The 23342-nt window shown below is 50.9% G+C and carries 21 protein-coding genes; 4 read left to right on the top strand and 17 right to left on the bottom strand.

Annotated elements, in window-relative coordinates:
• Positions 1-99: 99 nt before the first annotated feature.
• The 10 genes from dnaK to gpr all read right to left on the bottom strand — a co-directional run bounded on the left by dnaK (position 100) and on the right by gpr (position 12196).
• Positions 100-1938: a molecular chaperone DnaK gene (dnaK, locus tag FPZ49_RS15455; RefSeq protein ID WP_144848205.1), complete on the bottom strand. Its 1839-nt coding sequence runs from the start codon at positions 1936-1938 to the stop codon at positions 100-102.
• Between the two features lie 68 nt (positions 1939-2006).
• Entirely contained in the window at positions 2007-2603 is a 597-nt protein-coding gene (gene grpE, locus FPZ49_RS15450) for a nucleotide exchange factor GrpE (protein WP_144848203.1), read from the bottom strand.
• A 157-nt stretch (positions 2604-2760) separates the two neighbouring features.
• Positions 2761-4299: a TCP-1/cpn60 chaperonin family protein gene (locus FPZ49_RS15445; protein WP_144848201.1), complete on the bottom strand. Its 1539-nt coding sequence runs from the start codon at positions 4297-4299 to the stop codon at positions 2761-2763.
• Positions 4296-5327, bottom strand: coding sequence for a heat-inducible transcriptional repressor HrcA (hrcA, locus tag FPZ49_RS15440; protein WP_144848199.1), 1032 nt, complete (start codon positions 5325-5327; stop codon positions 4296-4298). The genes FPZ49_RS15445 and hrcA overlap by 4 nt, the downstream gene beginning before the upstream one ends.
• Before the next feature lie 307 nt (positions 5328-5634).
• Positions 5635-6096, bottom strand: coding sequence for an N-acetyltransferase (locus tag FPZ49_RS15435; RefSeq protein ID WP_144848198.1), 462 nt, complete (start codon positions 6094-6096; stop codon positions 5635-5637).
• Positions 6097-6168: 72 nt separating this feature from the next.
• Complete coding sequence (gene hemW, locus FPZ49_RS15430) at positions 6169-7341, bottom strand: radical SAM family heme chaperone HemW (RefSeq protein WP_144848264.1); 1173 nt, start codon at positions 7339-7341, stop codon at positions 6169-6171.
• 138 nt (positions 7342-7479) lie between these two features.
• Positions 7480-9291: a translation elongation factor 4 gene (gene lepA, locus FPZ49_RS15425; RefSeq protein WP_144848262.1), complete on the bottom strand. Its 1812-nt coding sequence runs from the start codon at positions 9289-9291 to the stop codon at positions 7480-7482.
• A 113-nt stretch (positions 9292-9404) separates the two neighbouring features.
• On the bottom strand, positions 9405-9785 hold the full coding sequence (locus tag FPZ49_RS15420; protein WP_144848196.1) for a hypothetical protein: 381 nt from the start codon (positions 9783-9785) through the stop codon (positions 9405-9407).
• Positions 9786-9808: 23 nt separating this feature from the next.
• The gene (locus FPZ49_RS15415; RefSeq protein WP_144848194.1) at positions 9809-11056 is read right to left on the bottom strand and encodes a stage II sporulation protein P; all 1248 of its coding nucleotides are present in this window, start codon (positions 11054-11056) and stop codon (positions 9809-9811) included.
• 144 nt (positions 11057-11200) lie between these two features.
• Positions 11201-12196, bottom strand: coding sequence for a GPR endopeptidase (gene gpr, locus FPZ49_RS15410; protein ID WP_144848192.1), 996 nt, complete (start codon positions 12194-12196; stop codon positions 11201-11203).
• A 244-nt stretch (positions 12197-12440) separates the two neighbouring features.
• Here gpr and rpsT point away from each other — a divergent pair, with 244 nt between their 5' ends.
• On the top strand, positions 12441-12713 hold the full coding sequence (gene rpsT / locus FPZ49_RS15405) for a 30S ribosomal protein S20 (RefSeq protein WP_144848191.1): 273 nt from the start codon (positions 12441-12443) through the stop codon (positions 12711-12713).
• A gap of 64 nt (positions 12714-12777) precedes the next feature.
• Here the strand turns inward: rpsT and holA are convergent, their stop codons facing one another.
• From holA to FPZ49_RS15370, 7 genes are all read right to left on the bottom strand, one after another.
• On the bottom strand, positions 12778-13797 hold the full coding sequence (holA, locus tag FPZ49_RS15400; protein ID WP_144848189.1) for a DNA polymerase III subunit delta: 1020 nt from the start codon (positions 13795-13797) through the stop codon (positions 12778-12780).
• Between the two features lie 286 nt (positions 13798-14083).
• Positions 14084-15412, bottom strand: coding sequence for a zf-HC2 domain-containing protein (locus FPZ49_RS15395; protein ID WP_144848187.1), 1329 nt, complete (start codon positions 15410-15412; stop codon positions 14084-14086).
• Positions 15413-15506: 94 nt separating this feature from the next.
• The gene (locus FPZ49_RS15390; RefSeq protein WP_144848185.1) at positions 15507-16064 is read right to left on the bottom strand and encodes an RNA polymerase sigma factor; all 558 of its coding nucleotides are present in this window, start codon (positions 16062-16064) and stop codon (positions 15507-15509) included.
• 251 nt (positions 16065-16315) lie between these two features.
• Positions 16316-17233, bottom strand: a complete 918-nt coding sequence (locus FPZ49_RS15385; RefSeq protein WP_144848183.1) for an EamA family transporter — start codon at positions 17231-17233, stop codon at positions 16316-16318.
• Positions 17234-17517: 284 nt separating this feature from the next.
• Positions 17518-17844: a DUF1904 family protein gene (locus tag FPZ49_RS15380; protein ID WP_144848181.1), complete on the bottom strand. Its 327-nt coding sequence runs from the start codon at positions 17842-17844 to the stop codon at positions 17518-17520.
• Positions 17845-17917: 73 nt separating this feature from the next.
• Positions 17918-18694: a substrate-binding periplasmic protein gene (locus FPZ49_RS15375; protein ID WP_261381429.1), complete on the bottom strand. Its 777-nt coding sequence runs from the start codon at positions 18692-18694 to the stop codon at positions 17918-17920.
• Between the two features lie 77 nt (positions 18695-18771).
• Positions 18772-19677 carry a ComEC/Rec2 family competence protein gene (locus FPZ49_RS15370; RefSeq protein WP_144848179.1) on the bottom strand — a complete coding sequence of 302 codons (906 nt, stop codon included), beginning with the start codon at positions 19675-19677 and terminating at the stop codon, positions 18772-18774.
• A gap of 219 nt (positions 19678-19896) precedes the next feature.
• Here FPZ49_RS15370 and FPZ49_RS15365 point away from each other — a divergent pair, with 219 nt between their 5' ends.
• The 3 genes from FPZ49_RS15365 (at position 19897) to recJ (ending at position 23208) form a co-directional block, all read left to right on the top strand.
• Positions 19897-20505, top strand: coding sequence for a hypothetical protein (locus FPZ49_RS15365; protein ID WP_144848177.1), 609 nt, complete (start codon positions 19897-19899; stop codon positions 20503-20505).
• Positions 20506-20818: 313 nt separating this feature from the next.
• A complete protein-coding gene (locus tag FPZ49_RS15360) occupies positions 20819-21052 on the top strand; it encodes a hypothetical protein (protein WP_144848175.1) in 234 nt (77 codons plus the stop codon).
• Between the two features lie 494 nt (positions 21053-21546).
• Positions 21547-23208 (top strand): single-stranded-DNA-specific exonuclease RecJ, encoded by a 1662-nt coding sequence (gene recJ, locus FPZ49_RS15355; RefSeq protein WP_222429913.1) that lies wholly within the window; start codon positions 21547-21549, stop codon positions 23206-23208.
• The last annotated feature ends 134 nt before the right edge of the window (positions 23209-23342 follow it).

Genomic DNA, 23342 nt, shown 5'->3' with positions numbered 1-23342 from the left:
GCCAAAGCAACAGCTGCAAGCGCTGCACCGGACAAACCGATGCAGCCGCTGCAGCAAGGATGGCTTTGACTTTCACACGTGACTTCATGATATAACTACTTACTTCTTGTCGTCAACCACTTCATAATCGGCATCGACTACGTTGTCTTTACCTTTAGCCGAGGCTTGCGGCTCTTCGGCGCCTGCTGCTCCGCCTTGAGCTTGCTGCGCTTGCTCATACAGCTTCACGGAAAGCTGCTGAACGATTTGCGTCAGCTCTTCGGTTGCGCCTTTGATTTCTTCAAGGCTGTCGCCTTCCAGCGCCTTCTTCACTTTTTCTTTGGCCGCGTTCGCTTTATCGATCTCGCCTTGGTCTACTTTGTCGCCCAAGTCTTTGATCGTTTTGTCAACCGAGTACACGAGCTGATCCGCTTCGTTGCGAGCTTCTACGAGCTCTTTGCGCTTACGGTCTTCTTCAGCGTGAGACTCGGCATCCTTCATCATTTGATCAATCTCAGCATCGGACAAGCCGCTGGAGGATGTGATCGTAATTTTGTGGCTCTTGCCAGTGCCTTTATCCAGTGCGGATACATTCACGATCCCGTTCGCGTCGATATCGAAGGTAACTTCGATTTGCGGAATGCCGCGCGGCGCTGGAGGAATCTCGCCCAGGATGAAGCGGCCGAGTGTTTTGTTGTCGTTTGCCATCGCGCGCTCGCCTTGCAGCACGTGAATCTCTACGCTAGGCTGGCTGTCGGCATAGGTGGTGAACACTTGGGATTTGGTTGTTGGGATCGTCGTGTTGCGGTCGATCATTTTGGTGAACACGCCGCCAGCCGTTTCGATACCGAGTGAAAGTGGAGTTACGTCGAGCAGAACCACGTCTTTGACATCGCCTGTCAGTACGCCTGCTTGAACCGCTGCACCCAATGCTACAACCTCGTCCGGGTTTACGCCTTTGTGCGGCTCTTTGCCGATCAAACGCTTCACCGCTTCTTGAACCGCCGGAATCCGAGTGGAACCGCCGACAAGAACGACTTTGTTAATTTGATCCGGAGTCAGACCGGAATCATTCAACGCTTGACGCGTAGGACCCATAGTGCGCTCTACGAGTTGAGCGGAAATTTCTTCGAACTTCGCACGAGTCAAGTTAACCTCCAAGTGCTGAGGCACGCCGTCCACTACCGTAATAAATGGCAGGGAAACCGTCGTCGTCAATACGCCGGACAGCTCTTTCTTTGCTTTCTCCGCTGCATCCTTCAGACGCTGAACTGCAGCTTTATCTTTGCTCAGATCAATGCCTTGATCCTTCTTAAATTCAGCTACGAGGTAATCGATGATGACTTGGTCAAAATCGTCGCCGCCAAGACGGTTGTCACCGCTGGTTGCTTTTACTTCGAAGAAGCCGTCGCCGAGCTCAAGGATCGACACGTCGAAGGTACCGCCGCCAAGGTCGTATACGAGGATCGTTTGATCTTCGGTTTTTTCCAAGCCGTAAGCCAGTGCTGCTGCTGTCGGCTCGTTGACGATCCGAAGCACTTCCAGGCCTGCGATTTTCCCTGCATCCTTCGTCGCTTGACGCTGGCTGTCGTTGAAATACGCTGGAACGGTAATAACCGCTTGCGTTACGGTTTGGCCCAGATAAGCTTCTGCGTCGGATTTCAGCTTTTGCAAAATCATGGCCGAAATTTCTTGCGGGGAATATTCTTTACCGTCGATCACTTCTTTATGGTTCGTACCCATATGACGCTTGATGGAAATGACTGTGCGGTCCGGGTTCGTGATCGCTTGACGCTTCGCCGTTTCACCGATGACGCGCTCTCCGTCTTTCTTGAAGCCTACGACCGAAGGAGTTGTGCGATTGCCTTCCGGGTTAGGGATAACTACGGCTTCGCCGCCTTCCATTACGGCAACACAGGAGTTCGTTGTACCTAAGTCAATACCGATTACTTTACTCATTGAGGTCTTCCTCCTTAAAAATGGTTTGGTTCACTATAGCACGAATCGTCGTTTTTAAAATGATAAGCTTATGAGCTCACTTTGACCATGGCTGGGCGCAGGACCTTATCCTTCAACAGATAGCCCTTTTGCACTTCCTCCACGACGATGCCTTCCTCATGCTCATCGGATTCCACTTGCATAATCGCTTGATGGAATTCCGGATTGAACGGTGTGCCGACCGATTCCATCGGCTTTAAGCCCTCACTGGCCAATACTTGATCCAGTTGGCGGAAAATCATCTCCACGCCTTTGGTCAGCGCTTCGTGATCCTTATTGTCTTTGCTCACCGCAAGCGCGCGCTCGAAGTTATCGACGACCGGCAGCAATTGCTCGATCAGCTTCAGCGATGCATATTTGGCGAATTCCTCTTTCTCCTTCGCCGTACGGCGTCTGAAGTTGTCAAAATCGGCTTGGGCACGCAAAAAGCGTTGTTGGTTCTCATCCGCTTGCTTTCTGAGCTGCTCCAGCTCGAGTTGGACAGCACCTTGGGGCTCGGAAGTCTCTGCTGCCTGATCGGCTGCAGCCGCATCCTGGCCTGCCTCTTCTGTCACGTCAGCGCCGTATGTAGTTTCGTTGTTTTCTTCTGAAGCTTGGGCGGCTTTTTGTTGTTGTTCCGTATTCAATGTCTGTCACCTCCTTATCCGAATCCGGCCGCGGATCAAGCTTCAAGTCTCAGGCTATCCTGCCAAAAACCTGGAGCTTTTCCTCCGCTGCACCGCATTCTCTCTCTAAATCGTTATTCTAACCCTCTGGTTTCTTTCAACACAAGGGGGATTCCGCCTAATCTTCCGTTCGCTGCCTCATCTTGATGACCGTATGAATGCGCAGCACCGCCGCCGCCACTTCTCCGGCTGCTCGCAGCGCATGCAGCTTCACTTCAGCCGGGTCGACTACACCGTGCTCCAGCATATCCGTCACAGCGCCGGTATCGCAATCGATGCCGAGGCTGCCATTCTTCGCGGCAATCTGCGCAGCGCGCACTTCTTCGACCTTCTCCAGCGGGTTGTAGCCCGCATTGACGACGATCTGCGCCAGCGGCTTGCGCAGCGCCTGCGCCACGGCGGCGATGCCGAAGCCCTCCATGCCCTGCACGGTCTCGCGCAGCCGCTCGAGCTGGTGAGCGACGGCCATTTCGGCGGCCCCGCCGCCAGGCAAACACCCGCCGCGCAGCGCCGCCTGCACGCTCGAAGCCGCGTCGCGAGCGATGCGCAGCCGCTCGCCGACCACCTCGCTCGTGCTGGCGCCCACGACGATCGACACCTGCGCGCGGCCCTGGCCTTCGGCCAGGCGCACGCATTCGAGCCGCTCGTCGTAGGCGGCGTGCCCGGCGAAGCCGAGATAGCCTGCCAGCTCGGCGGCAGGCTTGTGCAGCGCGCTGCGGCGAACCGCCCGCGCGCCGGTGTAGTCCGCGATGCGGCGCAGCTCCGCGCGCGGCAGCCGCTGCAGGACCATGATGCCATGGTCCGTGCAGAACTGCTCCGCTTCCGCGTCGACGGCGCGCTCGGCCGCCACGAGCCCCACGCGGAGCTCGACCAGCTTCTCCAGCGTCGCACGGAACTGCTCGCGAAGCTGCATCTGCTTGTGGAAGCCGGCGTCTGTCATGAGCGCTTCCTCTTCAATCGTTTCCGGCTCAAACGCGTCCTGAAACAGGAGCACCTTGGCCGGCGAAGGAGGGAAGTCCAGCTGCGCGTTTACCGGCTTTTTCGGAATGAGCAGGCCGGGCCAGACTTCGTTCTGTGCTCGGGGGTGCGATAGCACAACGTCGGAGAAGCGAAAGTGCTCCTCGCGGAGCTTAGGCAGCCCGAGCCGCCTGGCGCCGTCCAGAATGAGACCCGCCAAGTCGGCATGCTCGCGGCCGGCGATGTAAGCGATACGATAAAGCATCGGATCGGATAAGCCTTCAATACGGCGAGCACGGGCGATCAGCGACTCCAGGGCCGTAGCGATGCCGTCTTGGATGCCGCGCACGACCTTGGCGACGGGCACCCCTCGGGTGACCTGCGCAACACCCTCGGCGACCAGCGCTCCAGCGAGCACCGTGGCGGTGGTCGTGCCGTCGCCGACCTGCTGCTGCTGGGAGCGGGCGACCTGAATGAGCAGCCGTGCCGCGGGATGCGTGACGTCCATTTTTTCCAAAATGGTCACACCGTCATTCGTAATAATGACCTCACCCTGCGCGCCAACCAGCATCGTATCCAGACCTTTTGGCCCCAAGGTGCCTTCCACAGCGGAGCAAATCGCCCGAATCGCGTTCGAGTTATTGCGCAGGGTCGCGTACGCTTCCTCGCCTTCCTGGCCCGGGCTGTGCATTGCGTTCATCGATACCATCGCTCCATGAGTTTGGTCATATCCTTCGATAAATAATCCAGCAGCTTAATGACTTTCGCATAATCCATTCGGGTAGGTCCGAGAATACCGATCGTACCTAAATGCTGTCCTTCTACTGTATAGGAAGCCGTAATCAAGCTGCAGTCATTCACAGCCTCCAGCTTATTCTCACTGCCGATTCGGACCTGAATCCCCCCGCTCGCAGGCGCTCCGTCAAACAGCTGCAGCAGCTTCGGCGTCTCGCCCAGCAAATCGAGTATGCTCTTCACCTTGTCGACGTCTTTGAATTCGGGCTGCGTCAAAATATTCGTCGTGCCACCCAAATAAATCCGCTCTTCTTCGCCGCGGCTCATCACTTCGTTCAGCATGACCAGCAGCTCTTCGTACCCTGAAACATAGCTGCTCATCTCCGCGGCGATCTCCGTGTACATCTTCGATTTGAAGTGGAGCAGCGGCACGTTCTTCAGCCGGGCGTTGAGCATATTCACGACCTTCTCAATCTCGGACATCGGAATGCCCTCTGGGATCGTGACGGTTTTATTCTCCACTTGCCCTGTATTGGTTACGATAATCGCTACCGCCGTCCGCTCGTTCAGCGGGACGATCTGCAGATGCTTCAGCGTGGCGCCTAGCGTCTCTGGACTAAGCACAATTGAGGTGTACGGCGTCAGATGGGACAAAATCATCGCCACCTGCTGAATCACCCGCTCCATCTCCTGCATTCGTTCGGCAAAAAATTGCTTCAGCAAATCCACATCCTGCGTCGGCAGCTGTCCATAAGTCATCAGATGATCGACGTAGTATCGGTAGCCCTTGTGAGACGGAATCCGGCCTGCCGACGTGTGCGGCTGCTCCAGATAGCCCATCTCCTCCAGATCGGACATTTCGTTGCGGATGGTGGCCGGACTAAAGCCTACGTTACCGCGCTTGGAAATACTGCGGGAGCCGATGGGCTCTGCTGAACGAATATAATCATCTACGATGGCACTTAAAATATGGCGTTGGCGTTCGGTCAACATAACGTTCCACCTCCGGAAGTTTATTCGATAAGATGCGTTGACTACGGGACAGTGCTGTTTGCCTTCGGCCGCTCTTAAAATTGAATTTTTTATTATCAGACTAGAAGGTAAAAATTCAATTTTAAAGGCGGCGCGTGAACTCTACGGCAAACACACTGCCCTCCATCAAAACACTTATCGAGATAAAAAGGATTCCACTGCAAAAGAACAACTGCAAAACCTCTAAAACCAACTCGTCGTTAGCACTCCATTCAGGTGAGTGCTAACCTAATACAAAAATAACAGACCCATAGGGTCTGTGTCAAGTTTAATCAAGCCGTTTCAAGACGGCGATTTCGTCGCAGCAATGCTGCTTTTTACAGTGAATACAGTCGCGCCAAACCTTCTCGGGGAAGATCTCCTTTTGCACGACGCTGAACCCGTTTCTTTCAAAGAACGCTACTTCATACGTGAGCGCCATGACCTTCGGGATCCCCTGCGCACCGGCTTCCTCTACCAGAGAATTGACCAGCGCTTTGCCGATACCCTGTCCTTTGTGGCCGTCTGTTACGCCTAGCGAGCGGATTTCGACCAAGTCCTGCCCGAGCCTCGTCAACGAGCCGCAGCCCACCAGCTGCTCCTCGATCTCCGCTACGACGAACGTATCGATCTGATTCGCCAGCACTTCCTTCGACCGCGGCAGCATAATGCCCTGCTCGGCGTAGCCTTGAATAATTTCATATAATGTATCGACGTCCTGCTCCGTCGCTTTGCGGCATGTAACAGCCATTCGGGATCCCACCATTCATGTGCAAACTGATAAATTGATATGAATAAATATACAACAAACCGTATAAAAATTTCAATATGTTTTTGTCTCAGCTATACCCAAAAATTCACCGAATACTTCATTGCCCAGCGGAATGCCGCTTGCCGTCAACCGATAGCCTTCCACAGTACGTTCCAGCAGCCCCAATCGAAGGAATTTGTCCAGCACGGTTCCGAACACCGCCTCTAGCTTACGGCCGAATTGCGCTTCAAAATCCGCGTCCCGAACCCCACTCAGCATGCGGAGCCCGACCATCATAAAATCCTCCATCGCTTCCGCTTCGCTAACCTCATTAAGCTCCAGAATCGGCAGTCCTGAACGGGTCGCATCAATATACGGCTGTACGCCCTTAATATTCACATGCCTGCGTCCATGCATATAGCCGTGCGCACCGGCCCCCAGCCCGTAATAGCTTTGGTTGCGCCAGTACATCGCGTTATGCCTGCTCTCGAACCCTGGCTTGGCAAAATTGCTGATTTCATACTGCCCATAACCGGCCGTCTTCAACTGATTCATGATGAGGTTGAACATCTCCACCTCTTCGTCCTCTTCCGGAAGCGGCAGCTGACCGCGCTGGTACAGCGTATGGAACAGGGTGTTCTCTTCCACCTTCAAGCTATAGATTGAATAATGGGGCAGGTTCAGCGCTAGAGCTTCCTTCAGCGTATCGCGCATTACATCCAGGGTTTGCTTCGGCAGCCCAAACATTAGGTCTATCGACAGATTGGTAAAGCCAACCCGCTTGGCATTGTCCAAGCTCCGGTACACATCGTCGGTGTTATGAATGCGCCCGATCCCTTCCAGCAGCGCATTATTGAACGACTGCACGCCAAAGCTGATGCGGTTGACGCCGCCTTCTTTCATCGCTTGCAGCTTTTCCAGGTCGGTTGTCCCTGGGTTCGCCTCCATCGTAATTTCCAGGTTCGAGGCTTGGTTAGGGAAATACTCGCGCACCCGCTTCAAAAAAATCGCCATCTGGTCTGGCAGCAATACGGTCGGCGTACCTCCGCCAACAAAAATCGTCTCAATCTCGCCCGGCGGGATCTGCCGAACCGTCTGCTCCATCTCTCGCTCCAGTGCATCGAGATAATCCATCACCGGCTGCCCCTTCAGCACATACGAGTTGAAGTCGCAGTAATGGCATTTGTTCGTGCAAAAAGGAATATGAATATACACCGCGCGCGGCGTTTGTGTTTGCTGCATCATCATGCTTTTTCACCCTCTTAGTCGACAGCTGCTCCCCTAATGTTGCATGGAGAAATGGACAGCCTCAACGAATGTAGAAAAGCAGGCGCCCCAGAACTGCTAAAGCACCTGCTCCTTGTATCACTTGTATAGCTTAAACTATTCGTCGATCCTCAGCACTGCCATGAACGCTTCCTGCGGCACCTCGACGCTGCCGACCTGCTTCATGCGCTTCTTCCCTTCCTTCTGCTTTTCGAGCAGCTTCCGTTTACGGGAAATGTCACCGCCGTAGCATTTGGCCAAAACGTTCTTGCGCATCGCTTTGACCGTTTCGCGCGCGATGATCTTTTGTCCGATAGACGCTTGAATCGGCACCTCAAACATTTGACGCGGGATCAAATCCTTCATTTTCTCACAAATGATCCGTCCACGGTTGTAGGCACGGTCGCGGTGAACAATGAACGACAAGGCGTCCACTTGCTCGCCGTTGAGCATGATATCCATTTTGACCAGGTTGGACTGTCTGTAGCCCGAAAGCTCGTAATCGAAGGATGCATAGCCTTTGGTGCTTGATTTCAGCTGGTCAAAGAAGTCGTAGACGATCTCAGACAGCGGAATTTCATAGGTCAGCGTAACCCGGGTCGTGTCGAGATATTCCATGTTGATATATTCGCCGCGCTTGTTTTGGCATAGCTCCATAATCGCTCCGACATAATCGTTCGGCACAATGATGGCCGCTTTTACGTACGGCTCCTCAACGAAATCAATCTTGCCCGTTTCCGGGAACAGCGACGGATTCTCAATATTGAGCACTGTGCCGTTCGTTTGTGTGACCTTGAAAACCACGCTTGGAGCCGTCGTGATCAGCGGAATGTTGAATTCTCGTTCAATCCGCTCTTGAATAATTTCCATATGGAGCAGCCCGAGGAATCCGCAGCGGAAACCAAAGCCAAGCGCTGTGGACGTTTCCGGCTCGAAGCTGAGTGATGCGTCGTTAAGCTGCAGCTTCTCCAACGCTTCGCGCAAATCATTGTAGTCGCTCGTTTCGATCGGATACAGTCCGCAGAACACCATTGGATTGATCTTGCGGTAGCCTGGCAGCGGCTCCCGCGTTGGGTTCTTTGCATCAGTCACGGTATCCCCTACGCGTGTGTCGCCGACGTTTTTAATGCCCGCTACGATAAAGCCGACATCACCGACCTCAAGGGACTCGACGGAGCCCATCCGCGGCTTAAACGCGCCGACCTCAATAACCTCAAAATCTTTATCCGTTGCCATAAATTTAATTTTGGAGCCGGACTTGATCGAGCCGTCGATGACGCGAACATAGACGATAACCCCTTTATACGGGTCGTAATGCGAGTCAAAGATCAACGCTTTCAACGGCTTGGTGGAATCTCCGGTCGGTGCTGGAACTTTCTGAACCACTTGCTCCAAAATCTCCTTGATCCCGATCCCTGCCTTCGCGGATGCAAGCACAGCTTCGCTGGCGTCAAGGCCAATTACGTCCTCAACCTCTTGCTTCACCCGCTCCGGATCAGCGCTCGGCAAATCAATTTTATTGATAACCGGCAAAATTTCAAGATTATTATCGAGCGCCAAGTAAACGTTAGTCAGCGTCTGCGCCTCAATGCCCTGCGCTGCGTCGACAACCAATAACGCCCCTTCACAGGCAGCCAGGCTTCGCGAAACCTCATAAGTGAAATCGACGTGTCCTGGAGTATCGATCAGATTCAAAATATATGTTTCGCCGTCATCGGCCTTATAGTTCAAACGAACCGCCTGCAGCTTGATCGTAATGCCTCGCTCGCGCTCCAGATCCATCTGATCGAGCACCTGGTCCTGCATTTCACGCGACGTCAATGCGCCGGTAAATTCCAGAATCCGATCCGCCAAGGTGGATTTCCCGTGGTCAATATGGGCGATTATGCAAAAATTTCTAATTTTTTTCTGTCTGGCTTGGATATCCATCTTCAGCTGAACCCTCACTCGCTTTGCTGCAGCCGCATCATCCTGTTCGACCATGTCGGTTGTCAGCGAAAAATTTACAATACTTCAGATTATAGCAGTTGTGAGGAGTTGCATCAATGGAGGAGCGCCTCAAACAGCGCCACAATCATCCGAATGCCGTGATATGCCAATATTTGCAGCAAATCGCCAGCCTTGTTTCCTACACGGTTGATCCCCGTATCGCCGCCCGGCGGCTCGATCGGCTCGAGCTTGGCTTTGGCCGGTGCTGGTGGCGTCGGCTTCACTGCGGCTGCAGACGCCGTTTTGCTGCCGGCAGGCGCCGCGCTGTAAGCGCGCCCCTGCGCCGCCTGCGGCTCAGCCGTCGCCTTCACCATCGGCCCGTTGATCCGCTCGGTGCCCTGCGTCGCCAGCGTCACGCCGAAGAAGATGCAGAAGGCCATCGCCAGCAGAAAGCCTACAGTCGTTAGCCATCGATACCCGCTTCGCCTGATCATATCCGTCTCACCGCTCCTTGCTGTTAGCTTTGTTTTTTGTTGTCCTTATCTTCCCTTGGCGCGCTTACCTTCTCGGCATTCAAAATCACCTGCGAGATGGCTTCAGCCAGAGCATCTGACGTGCGGTAGCACTCCTCCAGGGTGTTGTCCACACCGCCAACCTCGATCAGAACGCTGTTTTCCGAGTAGTTTTGATTGTAGACGCCGTTGCCTTCGCCGTTCTTCGCATGGATTCCCTTCGATACGCCGGGGAATTTCGCCTCCAGCGCCGTGTTGATCTTTTCCGCAAAGTCGGAGTTAGCCTTCCAGTTCGGATTTTTCCCCCCGATGATAAAGTACACCTGGGCATAGTCCTTGCCGTTCAGTGTCACGGTTGTTTTATCCCTCCGCTGCGAATCCCGATGAATATCGAAGTAAAATTTCAAATCCGGGTGCCCCGCGCTCGCCTCTTGCAGCGTCTTGAGCGAATATTTGTACGAATAGTAATAGTTGAAGCTTTTCTCGATGGCCGGGTAGTTTTTATCCGAATGAACCGCTCCGATCCCGTCCTTCTCCAGCGCTTGTGCCAGCCGTAATCCGACTAACGTGACATTTTTCTTTGGGTCATACGCTTTATCCGGATCTTTCACGCCATCTAGCTCCGGCAAATAGGATTCCTGATTGTGAGATTGATAGATAAAAGCAACATTCTTGCCAGCGGTTGCTGGTGGCGCCGCTGCATTCGCTGGCAGCTGTGGTCCGATCACCGCACCAGCTGTACCTGTGTTCGTCTCAGGAATCGCGGTAATGGACCCGGCTTCCCCTAGATCCATCCGATCAAATACGCCTGAGCGCGGGCCGTAATCCTCCGGTGAATCCAGCACAAAGCCAGAGCCGGAATGCAGCACTACGGAACGATCCTGCGTCATGCCGGGCACTTCGCGGGCGATCAATGTTTTCGGATCCTTCGGATTCAAGTCCGTTACTAGCGAAAACAAAAATGTAGACACATTGGACTGCGAAAAGGTGAACGTTTTGCGGTCGGATTGCAGGTAGGGGACTTCCATTCCCATCATGTCCATAAAAAAGCGGCTAGAAACGGAGGCGGCCAGCCCTTTCATCGAGGCGGAAGGCGCCTTACTCGTCGATTGCGACTGCATGTATCCTAAGAGACCCAGCACGATAAACAGGACCATGCTCCCCGTCATTAGGTAAGATAAGGTTCGTGCATATACGCTGATGGTTTCTCCCGGTTTCTTGTATTTGGCCAGCATAACCAGTAGTGTCTTCATGAGTTTCTTCCTCCTGTTCCGCTATCAGCTATTAAAGAATCTATGAAGAAGCGATAGAAGATAGAACCAGAAAAGAGAGGATCGAAGTGATAGAGTCACACAAAAAAGACAGGGGTTCATTCCCTGCCTTTACCTGAGCTATGGTTAGTGAGTATAAGCTGCTACGTTGTCTACATCCACCGCTTCGTGAATAGCTGCATTTAGCCCGCTAGCAATGATGTTGGCGATATCTTCGATGAACTGGTCGATCTCTTTGGGCGTCACGAGCAGATCATGTCCTAGCGGATCGAGTACTTCCTTCACGAGCTGCAGCCGCTCATTTTCCTGCATTCCGTCCATGAGACCCAGGATTTGCCCCGTGTTGGCGGTTTGCTTTTGGAAATGGGAGCGCATCATGTCAAACGCATTATTGACAATCGTAGACGCATAAACGACAGTAGGCACGCCGATCGCAATGACCGGTACGCCCAGCGTATCGACCGTCAGGCCCTTCCGCTTGTTCCCGATGCCCGACCCCGGATGAATGCCGGTATCGGCGATTTGGATCGTCGTATTTACCCGCTCGAGCGAACGGGAGGCCAAGGCGTCGATGGCGATGACCAATCCCGGCTTCGTCTTCTCCACAATGCCCTGCACAATTTCTCCGGTCTCAATTCCCGTGGTACCGAGTACCCCCGGCGCCACAGCGCTGACCGGACGATAGCCTGGACTAACTTGTCCCGGCATCAGCTCAAATAAGTGACGGGTGACCATCACATTTTCCACGACCAGCGGACCCAGGGCATCCGGCGTCACATTCCAGTTGCCCAAACCAATCACAAGAATGCTGGCATCCGGCGCAATGTTCAGCTTTTTCAAAAACTTCTCGAACTCTTGGGCAAACAAGGTTGCGACTCTGTCCTGCAGATCCGTGTCTTTCTGGCGCAGCGCCGGCACTTCGATCGTGATGTAATGACCTGGCAGCTTCCCTAAGGCTTGGGAGCCCTGCTGGGACGTAATGTCGATCAAGCTGACCTTGATGCCTTCCTGCTCAAAATTCGATGTATGTACACCAGGGATTTCCCCTCTCGAGGATGCCAGGTCTCTTGCTTCCAAAGCCAGGTCCGTTCGGACCGAGTAAGCACTTAAATCAATAGTCATACCTCTACTCCCTTCATCGCTCACAGCAAAGTCCGGCGCTTAGCCGAAACAAGCCGTGCAGCAGCTCTAGTCTGGCTGAATTATTGTTTGATAAAGGCAGTTACGTTATACACATTCCCTAAATTCGCAAGCGACTGCCGTACATCTCTATTGCAATTTGAAAATGGGCATGTTAGAATATCTAGAGTTGTCTACAAGAAGATCATTTGTGCTTCATTGCAAGTTGTAGTAGGAGGTGAACTTCATGCCAAACATTAAATCCGCAGTAAAACGCGTGAAAGTGAGCGAAAAGCGCCGTCTGCGCAACGCATCTCACAAATCCGCTCTTCGTACTGCAGTTAAAGCTGCTGAAACAGCTGTAACTAACGGTAACGTTGAAACCGCTAAAGCAGCGCTTGTTGCTGCTAGCAAGAAGCTTGACAAATCAGCGTCTAAAGGATTAATCCATAAAAACGCCGCTGCCCGCAAAAAATCCCGTTTAGCGAAAAGACTCAACAAGCTTTCCGCTCAAGCGTAATTCATGCGACGAGCAAAAGACCATGCGATCCTCACGGACAGCATGGTCTTTTTTGTATACCTTTTTAGGACGCCAGCTTCAACAGAAACATTTCAAGGCCTAACACCTTATCGATTTTACCGCTCTTCATTTGGAAGTCCAAATCCGCCAGCTGCCGTAAAATGTGAGCGAGCTTGTTCAGCTCAAACCGGTTCGCTTGTCCTGCGGCAATTTTTACCGCATACGGATGAACGCTGATCTGACTGGCAATCTGCTGCTGCGAATAGCCTTGCTGCGTCAAATCCTTGACCTGGAACATAATGCGGAATTGTCGCGCGATCAGCATGATGATCTTGATCGGCTCCTCTTTGCGGCGTAGCAGCTCAGCTAACATCGTAAACGCCTGCTCCAGCTGTACCTGTACGATGTGCTCGATCAGCTGAAAAATATTTTGCTCGATGCTGCGCGTTACCAGCTGCTCCAGATCGGCCATGGTCAGCGTCCCGCCTTTGCCGGCGAACAGCGCACACTTCTCAATCTCCTTCACGAGCGTCTGCAGGCTGGTTCCCGTGTAGAGGATCAGTTGGTCTGCAACGCCGGGGGCAAACGAGAAGTCCGCCTTCTCCGCTTCGTGTCCAACCCAATGCGTCAATTCATCGGCTGACAGCATCGTACAAGGAACCAGGGCATCTGCATCCTTAAGCGACTTGACGATTTTTTTCCGCTCATCCAGCTTGTCCGCATCCACGGTAAAGATGATAATTGAAAAATCAGCCGGTGACTTCATATATTCGGTTAAGCGGTCCAGCTTGTGCTCGATCTTGCCGCTTTCCTTGGCCCCAGTGAAAAAGAGCGCCCGCGAGGCGACGATAATTTTACGCGGCACCATAAAGGGGAGCGTCTCCGCTTCTTCAATGATCGTTTCGACCGGCGTCTCCGTCAGATCATATTTGTTTACGGCAAACGCCCGATGCTCCGGCTCCACCAGCTTGTCCGTCAGCTTCTCGACGAGCTCCTGAATGAGAAAGCTCTCCGACCCATAGCATACATAGACGGGCTGAAATTGGCCTTTATTGATTTGTCTGATCGCTGATTTATAATCCATGAATGACTTTCGCACCGTCCCTGAATATCTTTCTTACACTAACGTCTTGTTCATGATACCAACAACAAAGGGATTACGTCAAAACCGTTTTTCCCGGCCTGACCTAATCCCTTCGTCCGAAACTCATCTATATAAACACCTCCTGCGAAAGCTCTAGAAACTTTCCGGTCAGGTGGTCATACGACGCGAATCGTATCTTTTTTTGTATATTACAAGTATACGCGCAAAAGCTTCAATGTGTGCGGGATCTTCGACAGTTTTGTAATAAACTTTTATTAAGTAAGGATCACGGCTTGCTCTCTATCTCCGTCTGCTCTTTCACGTTGATGACAAACGTCCGCACTTGATTGTCATTCTTCACTCGGTAAGTGATCTTATAATCGGTCGACCAAGCGACGAGCTCGATTTGGAGGTCGCCGTCCTTCCAGTCATACTTGGAGGCGTATATGACCTTCCCTTGCTTATCCAGCACCGACACTTTATTATCCTGGATTACCGCTTTATATGCGCCGTCCGTGGTGGTCAGCTCGAGAACCGGAGTAGGCTCCGGCATGGCCGCGATGCCCATGGGCCGTTTGCTAGCCACGTTCGGGCTAGTCTGCGCTGCAGGGGCGCCTTTCGTTACCATATCCGCCGCCGGCGGCCCTTGCACCCTGGCGCTCGCATCGGCCCCCTGTGTCGGAGCAGGCGCGCCGCTGACCGCACTCGGGCTGTCCGAGGTTGGCGCAGGCTGCTGCGGTTCAACCAGGCTGCTCGGCTTCGGCGTATCCACGCTCGGAGCTGGAGTCTGTGCAGGCTGCGAGCCTGCATTGCTCTTGGAATCAACAGCTGCCGGTGCTTGCGGTGCGATCTGTGGCTTTGCCACTCCCCCTGATGAAGGCGCGGTCTTGGCTGCAGCCGTCGGCGCCGGTGAAGCGCTTGGCGCAATGGTCTTCGCCGCCGCTCCACTATCGGTTCGAGCTGCCGCACCTGCTCCTCCAGCCTGTGGTTGGACAGCTCTCGTCTCATTCGCGGTCGACGAATCCTGCTTGGCCGCAGGCAGGGAGCCTGCCGCGCTCTCCTGCCGATTCGGCGCCGGACTCTGAGGCGAATCGGCGGCGCCGCTCTCAGGCGATGCTGCTTTCTTTTCCACCGCATCCAAGGACATCATCAGCTTGCCTGCATCGGCATTCGAAGGCGACTGCTGCTGCCCGAACAGGAAGAAGCCTGCGACAAGCCCTGCGGCAACCACGCCTCCAAACACCGGCCATGAGAACCAATCTTTCGTTCGTTTACGCCAGCCTTCCTGTGAATGGCGCCGGTTTGCCTCGCTGCGCGGCGGCAGCACCTCGTCCATAGGCGCAGCCGCTACCGCTTCGCTTGTTCGCTCCTGCTCCAGTTGATCCACCGCCGCATCGAGCAGCTCCAGCTTCGGCAGTATGGCGTCAACTAAGCTGATCGGCGGGGTTACCTTCGGCAGCTTTTCCAGCTCACTTGAAACATTCACAAGACGCTCGAACAGCTCTGTGCAATACGGACACTGCTGCAGATGCTGAAGCATCCGGCTGTATTCCGATTCATCGAGATCCCGATCAAGGTATCTCTGCATCAGTTCGATCACCTCTTGACAGATCATCCCCGTACACTACCTTTCTTAACGATTCATATATCCCCTGAAGCATCGGCCTCATCTCATCTGCCGAGCTCGTTCTATTTTTTCTTTCCGACGTTTATCCCCGTACCGCATCGCTTCCAGGCTTCTTGTAATCTCGGAGAATGACCTGCAGCTGCTGCCTTGCCCGGAATAAATACGATTTGACCGTATTGATCGGCAAGTCCAGCGATTCGGCAATTTCATTATAGGAAAAGTCCTGTAAATACCTAAGCACAACGACGGAACGATGATGATCCGGCAGCTTATCGATGGCCTCCCGAATGTCGTGGGAAATATATGCGGACATCACTTCGTCCTCCACCGTTTTATGGTCGGTAAAGCTCAGATCGTGCTGCTCGATCGAAACCGTCGGCTTGTTCCGGCGGAACTTATCGATGCATAAATTCGTTACAATTCGCTGCACCCACGTTTTAAACTGAGCCTTTTCCTCGTAGGAGTTGATTTTCGTATAAATTCGGATTAACGCTTCCTGTGCGGCGTCCATAGCGTCCTGCTCATTCCCGAGAATATAATAAGCCGTTCGGTAGACATGCTGCTCAATCTCACGCAGTAGGGTAATTAGAGCGTCGCGATCGCCCGCTTGGGCAGCCTTGATTAGTTCAGGCGCTACCACTGGGATCCCCCTCTCTTGCAACCTTTAAACGTTATGGCAATATAAAATGTTGCAGCTCTCAATTCAACTTTTATAGAATATCAAATTTTAGTAAAGTCGTATATAGAATTAGGAAAAATCTTCCATTATGTAGCGAGGTGTAAAAAAAAAGGACTTCGATCGCCCACACAAGGTTCAAGCAGCATGCCCATGGGCTTCGCGGTGCCGATTGATCCTACTTAGGGTCTTCAAAATCCGTTATGGTTTGTTCTTTATGAATCTAACGCCGGTTGAACCGATGAGGAGCTAGCCAAAGGCTTCGCTTCAGAGACAACGATTCCGCCGATGATCAAAAGGATGCCCAGCCACTGCTGAATTCCTGTATGCTCATGCAGCAGCAACCCGGAAATGACAATAACAACCGGCAGCTCCACCGCTCCCAAGATCGCAGCAAGTCCCGTTTCCAGCTGCGGCGCCGCTTTGGCAAACAAGTAAGGCGGAATGATCATCCCAAACAGGCTGAGAATCGAAGCCCATACCCATAGTCCGTGACCAAGCGAACCGTTCGTTACAAAATGCGGAGGATATACGGCTAACACCGTCAAGGTTGCTCCGGTCACCATCCATGCACTGCGGAAAATCGTCGGCACCTCGGTCGCGACTCTGCCGCTGAAATACATGTTCAAGGTGTAGCTGACCGCGGACAGCAAGCCTAAGCCGATGCCGACCGGGTTAAGACGCTCAAGCGAGTCCAGCGACAAGCCGGAAGCCAGCAGCGTACCTGCCAGCACGATGCCTACAGCTATGAGCTGATTGCGCCCAGGCGCTTTGCCATGTACGAGCCAGTCGAGCAGCATGCCCATCCACGTGAATTGGAACAGCAAAAGTACAGCGAATGATGCGTCCAGACTCTGCAAAGAATAATAATAGAAAATACCCGTCAACCCGGTAAAAATACCGCTGCCCATCAATTTCAAGATCGATTTGGGTGAAATGCCCTTCAGCTTCTTCCATGATGGCAAACACAACAACCATAATGCAATAAATCCGAATACCACTTGGCTTCCTGTAATTTCCCCTGGAGTAAACCCGTCCTGATAGCCAAGCTTAACAAATGTGGACAATACGCCGTACGATGCGGCGCCGAACAAAAGCAATATGCTTGCTTTCGTACGTTGATTACTAAACATGAATCGATCTACCTCGTTGTAATGCTCCCTCACCCACCCGCTAAGAGCGTTTCCGTGATCGGAAACCTCCCGCACAAATAATGATTTTAACAAAATTGCCGCTCTGCTACAACTGTAAATTCGCTGCCTATTTTTGTAACCAAAATGAAATGTGTTCTTCATCTTGTATTAATGTTCCGTGCCTATAATAAAAGTCGACCCCCTTTTTGATATATATACACTTAGCCCCACAGCCTTGGATGGCTTGTGGGGCCCTTTGTTTCTCTGAGACTTAAAGCCGTCCGCTAGAAGTGCTCACCATTCGCGTAATAGCACTCAGGCAGATAGGCTTTGAATGCGATCTCTACCTCCGGAATACCGAGCGACAGCACATGCTTGGTGATCGCTTGGGCGAACTTGTCCCTCGTCTCCTGTCCGCGGTCGAACCAGGCTACTTCAATAAACGGATAGGTGCTGACAAACGCTCCACCAAAAACGGATATCGTCGCAAAACATCCAATCGTAAATTGATCCTCCCCGCATGCACAAATGGCTGCAAGCTCTTCTACCAGCGGCTGACTGATCGTTCTCAGGTCCTCCGCTTCAATCCCTCTAACCGATAAATGCGGCATCGCTCTTGTCTCTCCTTCGCCATGAAATCCACCCCGTTAGTTTGGCATGGATTTCCTCCCACGGTCAAGGGGCTTATCCGCCTGGCAGCTTCTTCGGCTTGCTCCCGAACCATTTGGCGTACAGTGTCTCGTAAGTGCCGTTCTTGCCGACGGCCTCGATCCCGTTGTTGATCCGGCCTAAATATTTGCTTTTTTTCTTCATAATGATGGCGTAGCTCTCTTGGTTGAGCACCTCACCCACCATCTTCACCTTTCCTTTGCCGTCGTTTTGCAAATAGTCATGTGCATTGCGCTCGTCGAAGATGACAGCATCCAGCGTCTTATTGCTCAGCTTGTCGTACGCCTCGGATATATCTGAATAGCCGCGTACTTCCTTGACGTCCTTGATGGAGCTCGCATAAATATAGGCGGTGGAGCCGGCTTCGGTGCCTACCAGCTTTTGCGCCAAATCGTCTTTGCTCTTGATCTCGTCGTTATCTGCTGCGGTGAGCAGGACCAGACCGGTTTGGAAATACGGATCGGAGAAGGCAAAGTTGTCTTTCCGCGCTTTATTGACGGTCATCCCGGCGATCGCCAAATCGACCTTGCCGGACTTGACAGCTTGATTAATTTCACTATGCTCCATAGGTACAAGCTCGTATTTGATATTTGCTTTATCCGCTACAGCTGACCACAATTCCACCTCAAAGCCCTTATTCTCGCCCGACTCCGTGTACGTGAACGGTCGAAAGTTATTTTCGATGCCGACCTTGAGCGTTTTCTCTTCGCCGCAGGCCGCAGTCGCCAGAGCCGCAAACAAAAAGATCAGCGCGCCGATCCCCCATCGGTTGCTACGCATTCCGTCTTTCATTGCCCGATACCCTCCTAAGTCCTAAGCAGCTATGCTAATCAAAGGTATTGTTTGTCAAGGATGGGACGCTTATGCAGTCATTGCGAGAGCTTGGTCCTCATGAAAATGCTTCCTTTCTTCACCTGCATTTGAATTTCACCCTGCCGGTCGGTTCGGTGAATTCGGACGTTGTGCGCGTTTAGCCGGTCAATCACCTGGGCGTTCGGATGACCATAGACATTACCCACTCCTGCGGAGATCACCGCATGCTTTGGCCTCCAGGCATTCAGCCAGGCTTCCGAGGTCGAGCTTTTGGAGCCATGGTGAGCGACTTTGAGGACGTCGATAGATGGGAAGACTAGCGTTGGAGAAGGATTCCCCTGCTCGATCACTCGCTGCTCCGCTGCTTGTGGCTTGGGGCTTGGCCAAATCGTTTGGAAGATGTGCCATCGGCTAATGAATTCCACTATGATGAATAGGAAGCTGTTCACTTTGGCTGCAGTCCACGCAAGCCACGTCCCAGCGAAGGGCCAGGCAAGTGAGAGCAGCATCGCCACCGTACCTACCGGCATAACGAAGACACTGAACACAGGAACCAAAACGAGGTTTGCAGCCATCGAAAGCAGCGAGAACTGATTGAAATAATAAATCGTGAGGGGAAACGAAATGAGCTGAGCTACGACCGTGATGGATACGGCCTCACGCAGCTTTCGGCTGCGTATGGGCAGCAGCTTGTTCGCGTGCGGCACTCCGAGCATGATCCCCATTGTGACGAGGTAGGAGAGCTGGAAGCTCACGTCGAGCACATAGTACGGATTCCAGATCAACATCCCGATTCCGGCGATCAGGGCCACATGAAGCCCGTCCTTCAATCGATTCCGATATGCCGCATATAGGGCGATCATCGCCATCATCCCGGCGCGAATGACCGACGGTGAAGCTCCCGTTAAGGCGATATAGAGCGGAACCAGGCCAATTGTAAGCCACCAGAAAGTTTGAAAAATTGAGGTGCAAAAAACAGCTTCAAATCAACGGTATTATCAAAAAAAATTGATAAACGATAATCAGAGGAAATGAAAATTCTTATTCAAATTCCCAAAGACAATGAAAATTCCTATCTATTCTCAAACAAATTGAAAAAAGAATCCCTCCTGTATAAGGGATTCTTTTTTCGGACATCATAGTGTCTGCTGGCAATTCCAAACAAAAATGGAGGTAATTTCGTGGAAAAAATACTGCACAAAAAAAGAAAAAATACTCCCTATCGGGTGATTGGGGGTATTGTTTTAAAGAAATGTGTCGGGTGTAGTAAGCACTTACCGCTCGAAAGATTTTATCCTAACCGTCACCCTAAAAGTGGAGGTGCATATGGTGTATCTCATTTATGCAAAGTACATACAATTGAAGCATCTCTAATCAAGCAGAACAGCAATAAATTTTATCGTCTTGCATCTGACTGCAAACAAAGAGCAAAAAGAGGAGGTTTTCCTTGCATGCGAACGAAAGATTTGGCAAGATACCTCGAGGATCTCTTCAACGCACAAATTGGAAAATGTTTCTACACGGATCTGGAAATGGCTTGGGATTTGAATCCTTCCAATTCCCGTCTCCATATGGAGGTCGAGAAACTAGAGCCTCGACTTGGTTACACCGCTGGAAACATTGTATTCAGCATTAAGTCTGTGAATTCGCTGAAAGGGTATCTTGGCTTAGACGCATTTCTTGCTTATATCAAGGCGTCGAGCCATCCATTCAGAAATAAGATACTCAAGTGCAAAAAACGTGCAATGGCAAATGAGACTCTTGTTTCTTTAGCAATAAATTTCAAATGAAGACTGACAAAATCGTGCCTAGGATTGGGTTGTTCATCCGACGCCCATCCTAGACTATCCCTGCATTTTCCTGTCATTATCCGAGAAATACCGTTTGACAATGGAATCTGGTGATTACCGGATGCTTTTGATTATCAAAATGATAATGTTATTATCAACTTCATTTCAAAAATATATACACTCCAAGCAATATTAATTTCAAAGAAAGGAAGGGCATTCTTGAAAAACCTTTTCTTACACAAGCTGAAAGATTGAAGTGATTTTACGGTGGCGACTCGCTATTCCTTACTTATTTACTGGAGGTGACATTAAATTGGAATTAGAAGATCTTCTGGAATTTGTATATCTGCGACGCTTTGTTGTACACGAATTAGATCTTCTGGAACGTTTTGTTCAATACCTTGAATTAGAATTAAACATTGTTAAAGAGAGAGGCGAGAAGTATCCTGATGAACTAGCCTTATTGGAGAAATATCTTCGAACATATAAGCCAGTGCGATTGTCAAAATTGTTGGAGGATTATTATTCGAATAAAGTCCCGAAATAAATATTTTAAAAGGTATTAATTTGGGCTTGTGAAAGAAGATTCAAATTAAAAAGCGGCGGTGGAATCGCCGTAATCGACTTCAAATGCGATGAGGTGAATAAAATACTTTTTCTTCGAAATATAGTTGAAATTTGGGGAATGGATCGTGAACCTGATGGAACAATCAGAATTACCGCAATTGTCGATACTGATCTCGAAGCAAATTGTACCGTATCGGATGTTGAATTTGATTACAGCAGCGGACGATTACCGAAAATCATCTCGATTTTTATTTATACGAATAAAAGAGTTCGTATTTTTGGGCTTAAATTCAGGAGCAGATCACAACGCGAAGCTTTTAGAGATCAGATACTGAATCATTCCAAGTTAAGATTACGTTTATTACTTGTATAACGTTAAGTGATCAGAATTCCGCATGCGCTTTGCCTGTAAAAAAAACTCGCAAAACAAAAATACAAACTGTAAAGGTAGAGGTAATGATGCCACTTTGGTCAATGAAAAAGAACATACTAACGCATGACGAGCTCCAGTATTGGTCAAGGATGTTTAACATTGATCCTATCGTCATCCAATTACTGCAAAATAGAGGCATCGATTCGACGGAAGAACATATATCTTCATTTCTTTTTTACGATAAATCACAGCTGCTAGATCCGTTTTTACTTCCCGATATGAAAAAGGCGGTATCGCTTATTATTTCCGCCATTCGCAAAAGGGAAATCATCGGTATTTTTGGCGATTACGATGTCGATGGCATCACGAGCACAAGTATTCTCGTAAAGGCGCTTCGTTTTTTTGGCGCAACGGTCATCTATCGCCTCCCCCTACGCGAGGAAGGCTATGGGCTGACGACCATAGCTGTTAATGAGTTCCACGCCAAAGGCGTGGCTCTCATTATAACCGTGGATAACGGCTCCACCGCCCTTGAGGCGGCGCACCTTGCAAAAAAATTAGGTATGGGGTTAGCCATCACCGACCACCACCAGCTTCTGCCGTCTGGCGAGCACCCGATATGCGATGCGTTCATCAACCCCCAGCGCAAGGATGGAATATCTTATCCATTTCCGCACATTTGCGGTGCGGCAATTGCTTTTAAGCTCGTACAAGCTTTGTTTTCGCTCACGCAATACGACTTTAAAGCCTATCTGTACGATTATCTCGAACTTGCAGCACTAGGAACGATTGCCGATATGATGCCGTTGCAGAGAGAAAACCGGATCATTGCAGGGCTCGGACTAAAAAAAATGCAAATGTCTCCTTCGACGCCATTCGCGAAAATGCTCGAAGCTTTGAAACTGAATCCAAGGCAATTGACAAGTTCTGAAATTGGATTTCGCCTTGCTCCTATCTTCAACGCCGCCGGTCGTGTTGCAGACCCGAACCTAGCCGTAAGCTTCCTATTAGGCGACTCTGTTGAAGATGAAACGATAGCAAAACTTCTACAATACAATGACGACCGCAAGTCTCTTACTAACGCCCAAACACTGATGGCAGAATCAATTGTACAAACCTCAGGGTTGAAAAACCAATCAATTATGGTGATTCGAGGCGATTTTCACGAAGGGGTCATTGGCATAATAGCCAGTCGAATATCAAATTTATATGCTCGTCCAGCCATAATTTTGACGAACTCCGGAAAAGGTAGCGCCCGCTCGGGACCACACAACTTTAGTATTGTAGATGCAATTTCAAGTTGTTCTCGACACCTACTGCGCTTCGGTGGGCATAAAGCAGCTGCAGGGCTTTCAGTAATTCCTGAATTGATCGATTCCTTCGCTAAAGACATCCAAGAAACTTTTATTCCAGATTCGCACTTACAAACTGCTCAAGAATATGATTTAACACTTCATTTACATCAATTCTCTCACGAAATCGCGTCACAACTTCGAATTTTAGAACCATACGGAGTTGGAAACCCCGAGGCGTGTTTTTATTCACCAAACACTGAAATAACGAGCATTCAGACGTTTGGAAAAGACAAAGAGCACATCAAATTTATTATTCGTGATAAAGAAGCTTTTCTTTTTTCTAATTTTAGTAATAAGAAATATCAACCGAAAATATCTCGTTTTTCATTTTTTTATTCGCCATCGCTTTCCGTGAAGTCACGATTTATTATTCACGATATGCACCCTGTGAAAAGATGTGAGCATTGACTGATAAACAAGAATAGCGATCTGTTTGCTCCGATGCAATTTGAAAATGGCGGTTGATTTGTTCCACTTAAAGGATGCGCGGCTGGATCCGTGTGTACGCTTACCTGAAGATTATGAGTAACCAGAGTAAGATT

This window comes from Paenibacillus cremeus (genome assembly GCF_007786445.1).
GTDB lineage: Bacteria > Bacillota > Bacilli > Paenibacillales > NBRC-103111 > Paenibacillus_G > Paenibacillus_G cremeus.
Note: the sequence above shows the minus strand (reverse complement) of the source record. Positions and strands in the feature narration are given on the sequence as shown.

Bases quoted from the DNA above. Each gene is read 5' to 3' on its own strand.
- dnaK (WP_144848205.1), bottom strand. From the start codon at position 1,938: ATGAGTAAAGTAATCGGTATTGACTTAGGTACAACGAACTCCTGTGTT.
- FPZ49_RS15445 (WP_144848201.1), bottom strand. From the start codon at position 4,299: ATGAACGCAATGCACAGCCCGGGCCAGGAAGGCGAGGAAGCGTACGCG.
- hrcA (WP_144848199.1), bottom strand. From the start codon at position 5,327: ATGTTGACCGAACGCCAACGCCATATTTTAAGTGCCATCGTAGATGAT.
- FPZ49_RS15435 (WP_144848198.1), bottom strand. From the start codon at position 6,096: ATGGCTGTTACATGCCGCAAAGCGACGGAGCAGGACGTCGATACATTA.
- hemW (WP_144848264.1), bottom strand. From the start codon at position 7,341: ATGATGCAGCAAACACAAACGCCGCGCGCGGTGTATATTCATATTCCT.
- lepA (WP_144848262.1), bottom strand. From the start codon at position 9,291: ATGGATATCCAAGCCAGACAGAAAAAAATTAGAAATTTTTGCATAATC.
- FPZ49_RS15420 (WP_144848196.1), bottom strand. From the start codon at position 9,785: ATGATCAGGCGAAGCGGGTATCGATGGCTAACGACTGTAGGCTTTCTG.
- FPZ49_RS15415 (WP_144848194.1), bottom strand. From the start codon at position 11,056: ATGAAGACACTACTGGTTATGCTGGCCAAATACAAGAAACCGGGAGAA.
- gpr (WP_144848192.1), bottom strand. From the start codon at position 12,196: ATGACTATTGATTTAAGTGCTTACTCGGTCCGAACGGACCTGGCTTTG.
- rpsT (WP_144848191.1), top strand. From the start codon at position 12,441: ATGCCAAACATTAAATCCGCAGTAAAACGCGTGAAAGTGAGCGAAAAG.
- holA (WP_144848189.1), bottom strand. From the start codon at position 13,797: ATGGATTATAAATCAGCGATCAGACAAATCAATAAAGGCCAATTTCAG.
- FPZ49_RS15395 (WP_144848187.1), bottom strand. From the start codon at position 15,412: ATGATCTGTCAAGAGGTGATCGAACTGATGCAGAGATACCTTGATCGG.
- FPZ49_RS15385 (WP_144848183.1), bottom strand. From the start codon at position 17,233: ATGTTTAGTAATCAACGTACGAAAGCAAGCATATTGCTTTTGTTCGGC.
- FPZ49_RS15380 (WP_144848181.1), bottom strand. From the start codon at position 17,844: ATGCCGCATTTATCGGTTAGAGGGATTGAAGCGGAGGACCTGAGAACG.
- FPZ49_RS15375 (WP_261381429.1), bottom strand. From the start codon at position 18,694: ATGAAAGACGGAATGCGTAGCAACCGATGGGGGATCGGCGCGCTGATC.
- recJ (WP_222429913.1), top strand. From the start codon at position 21,547: ATGAAAAAGAACATACTAACGCATGACGAGCTCCAGTATTGGTCAAGG.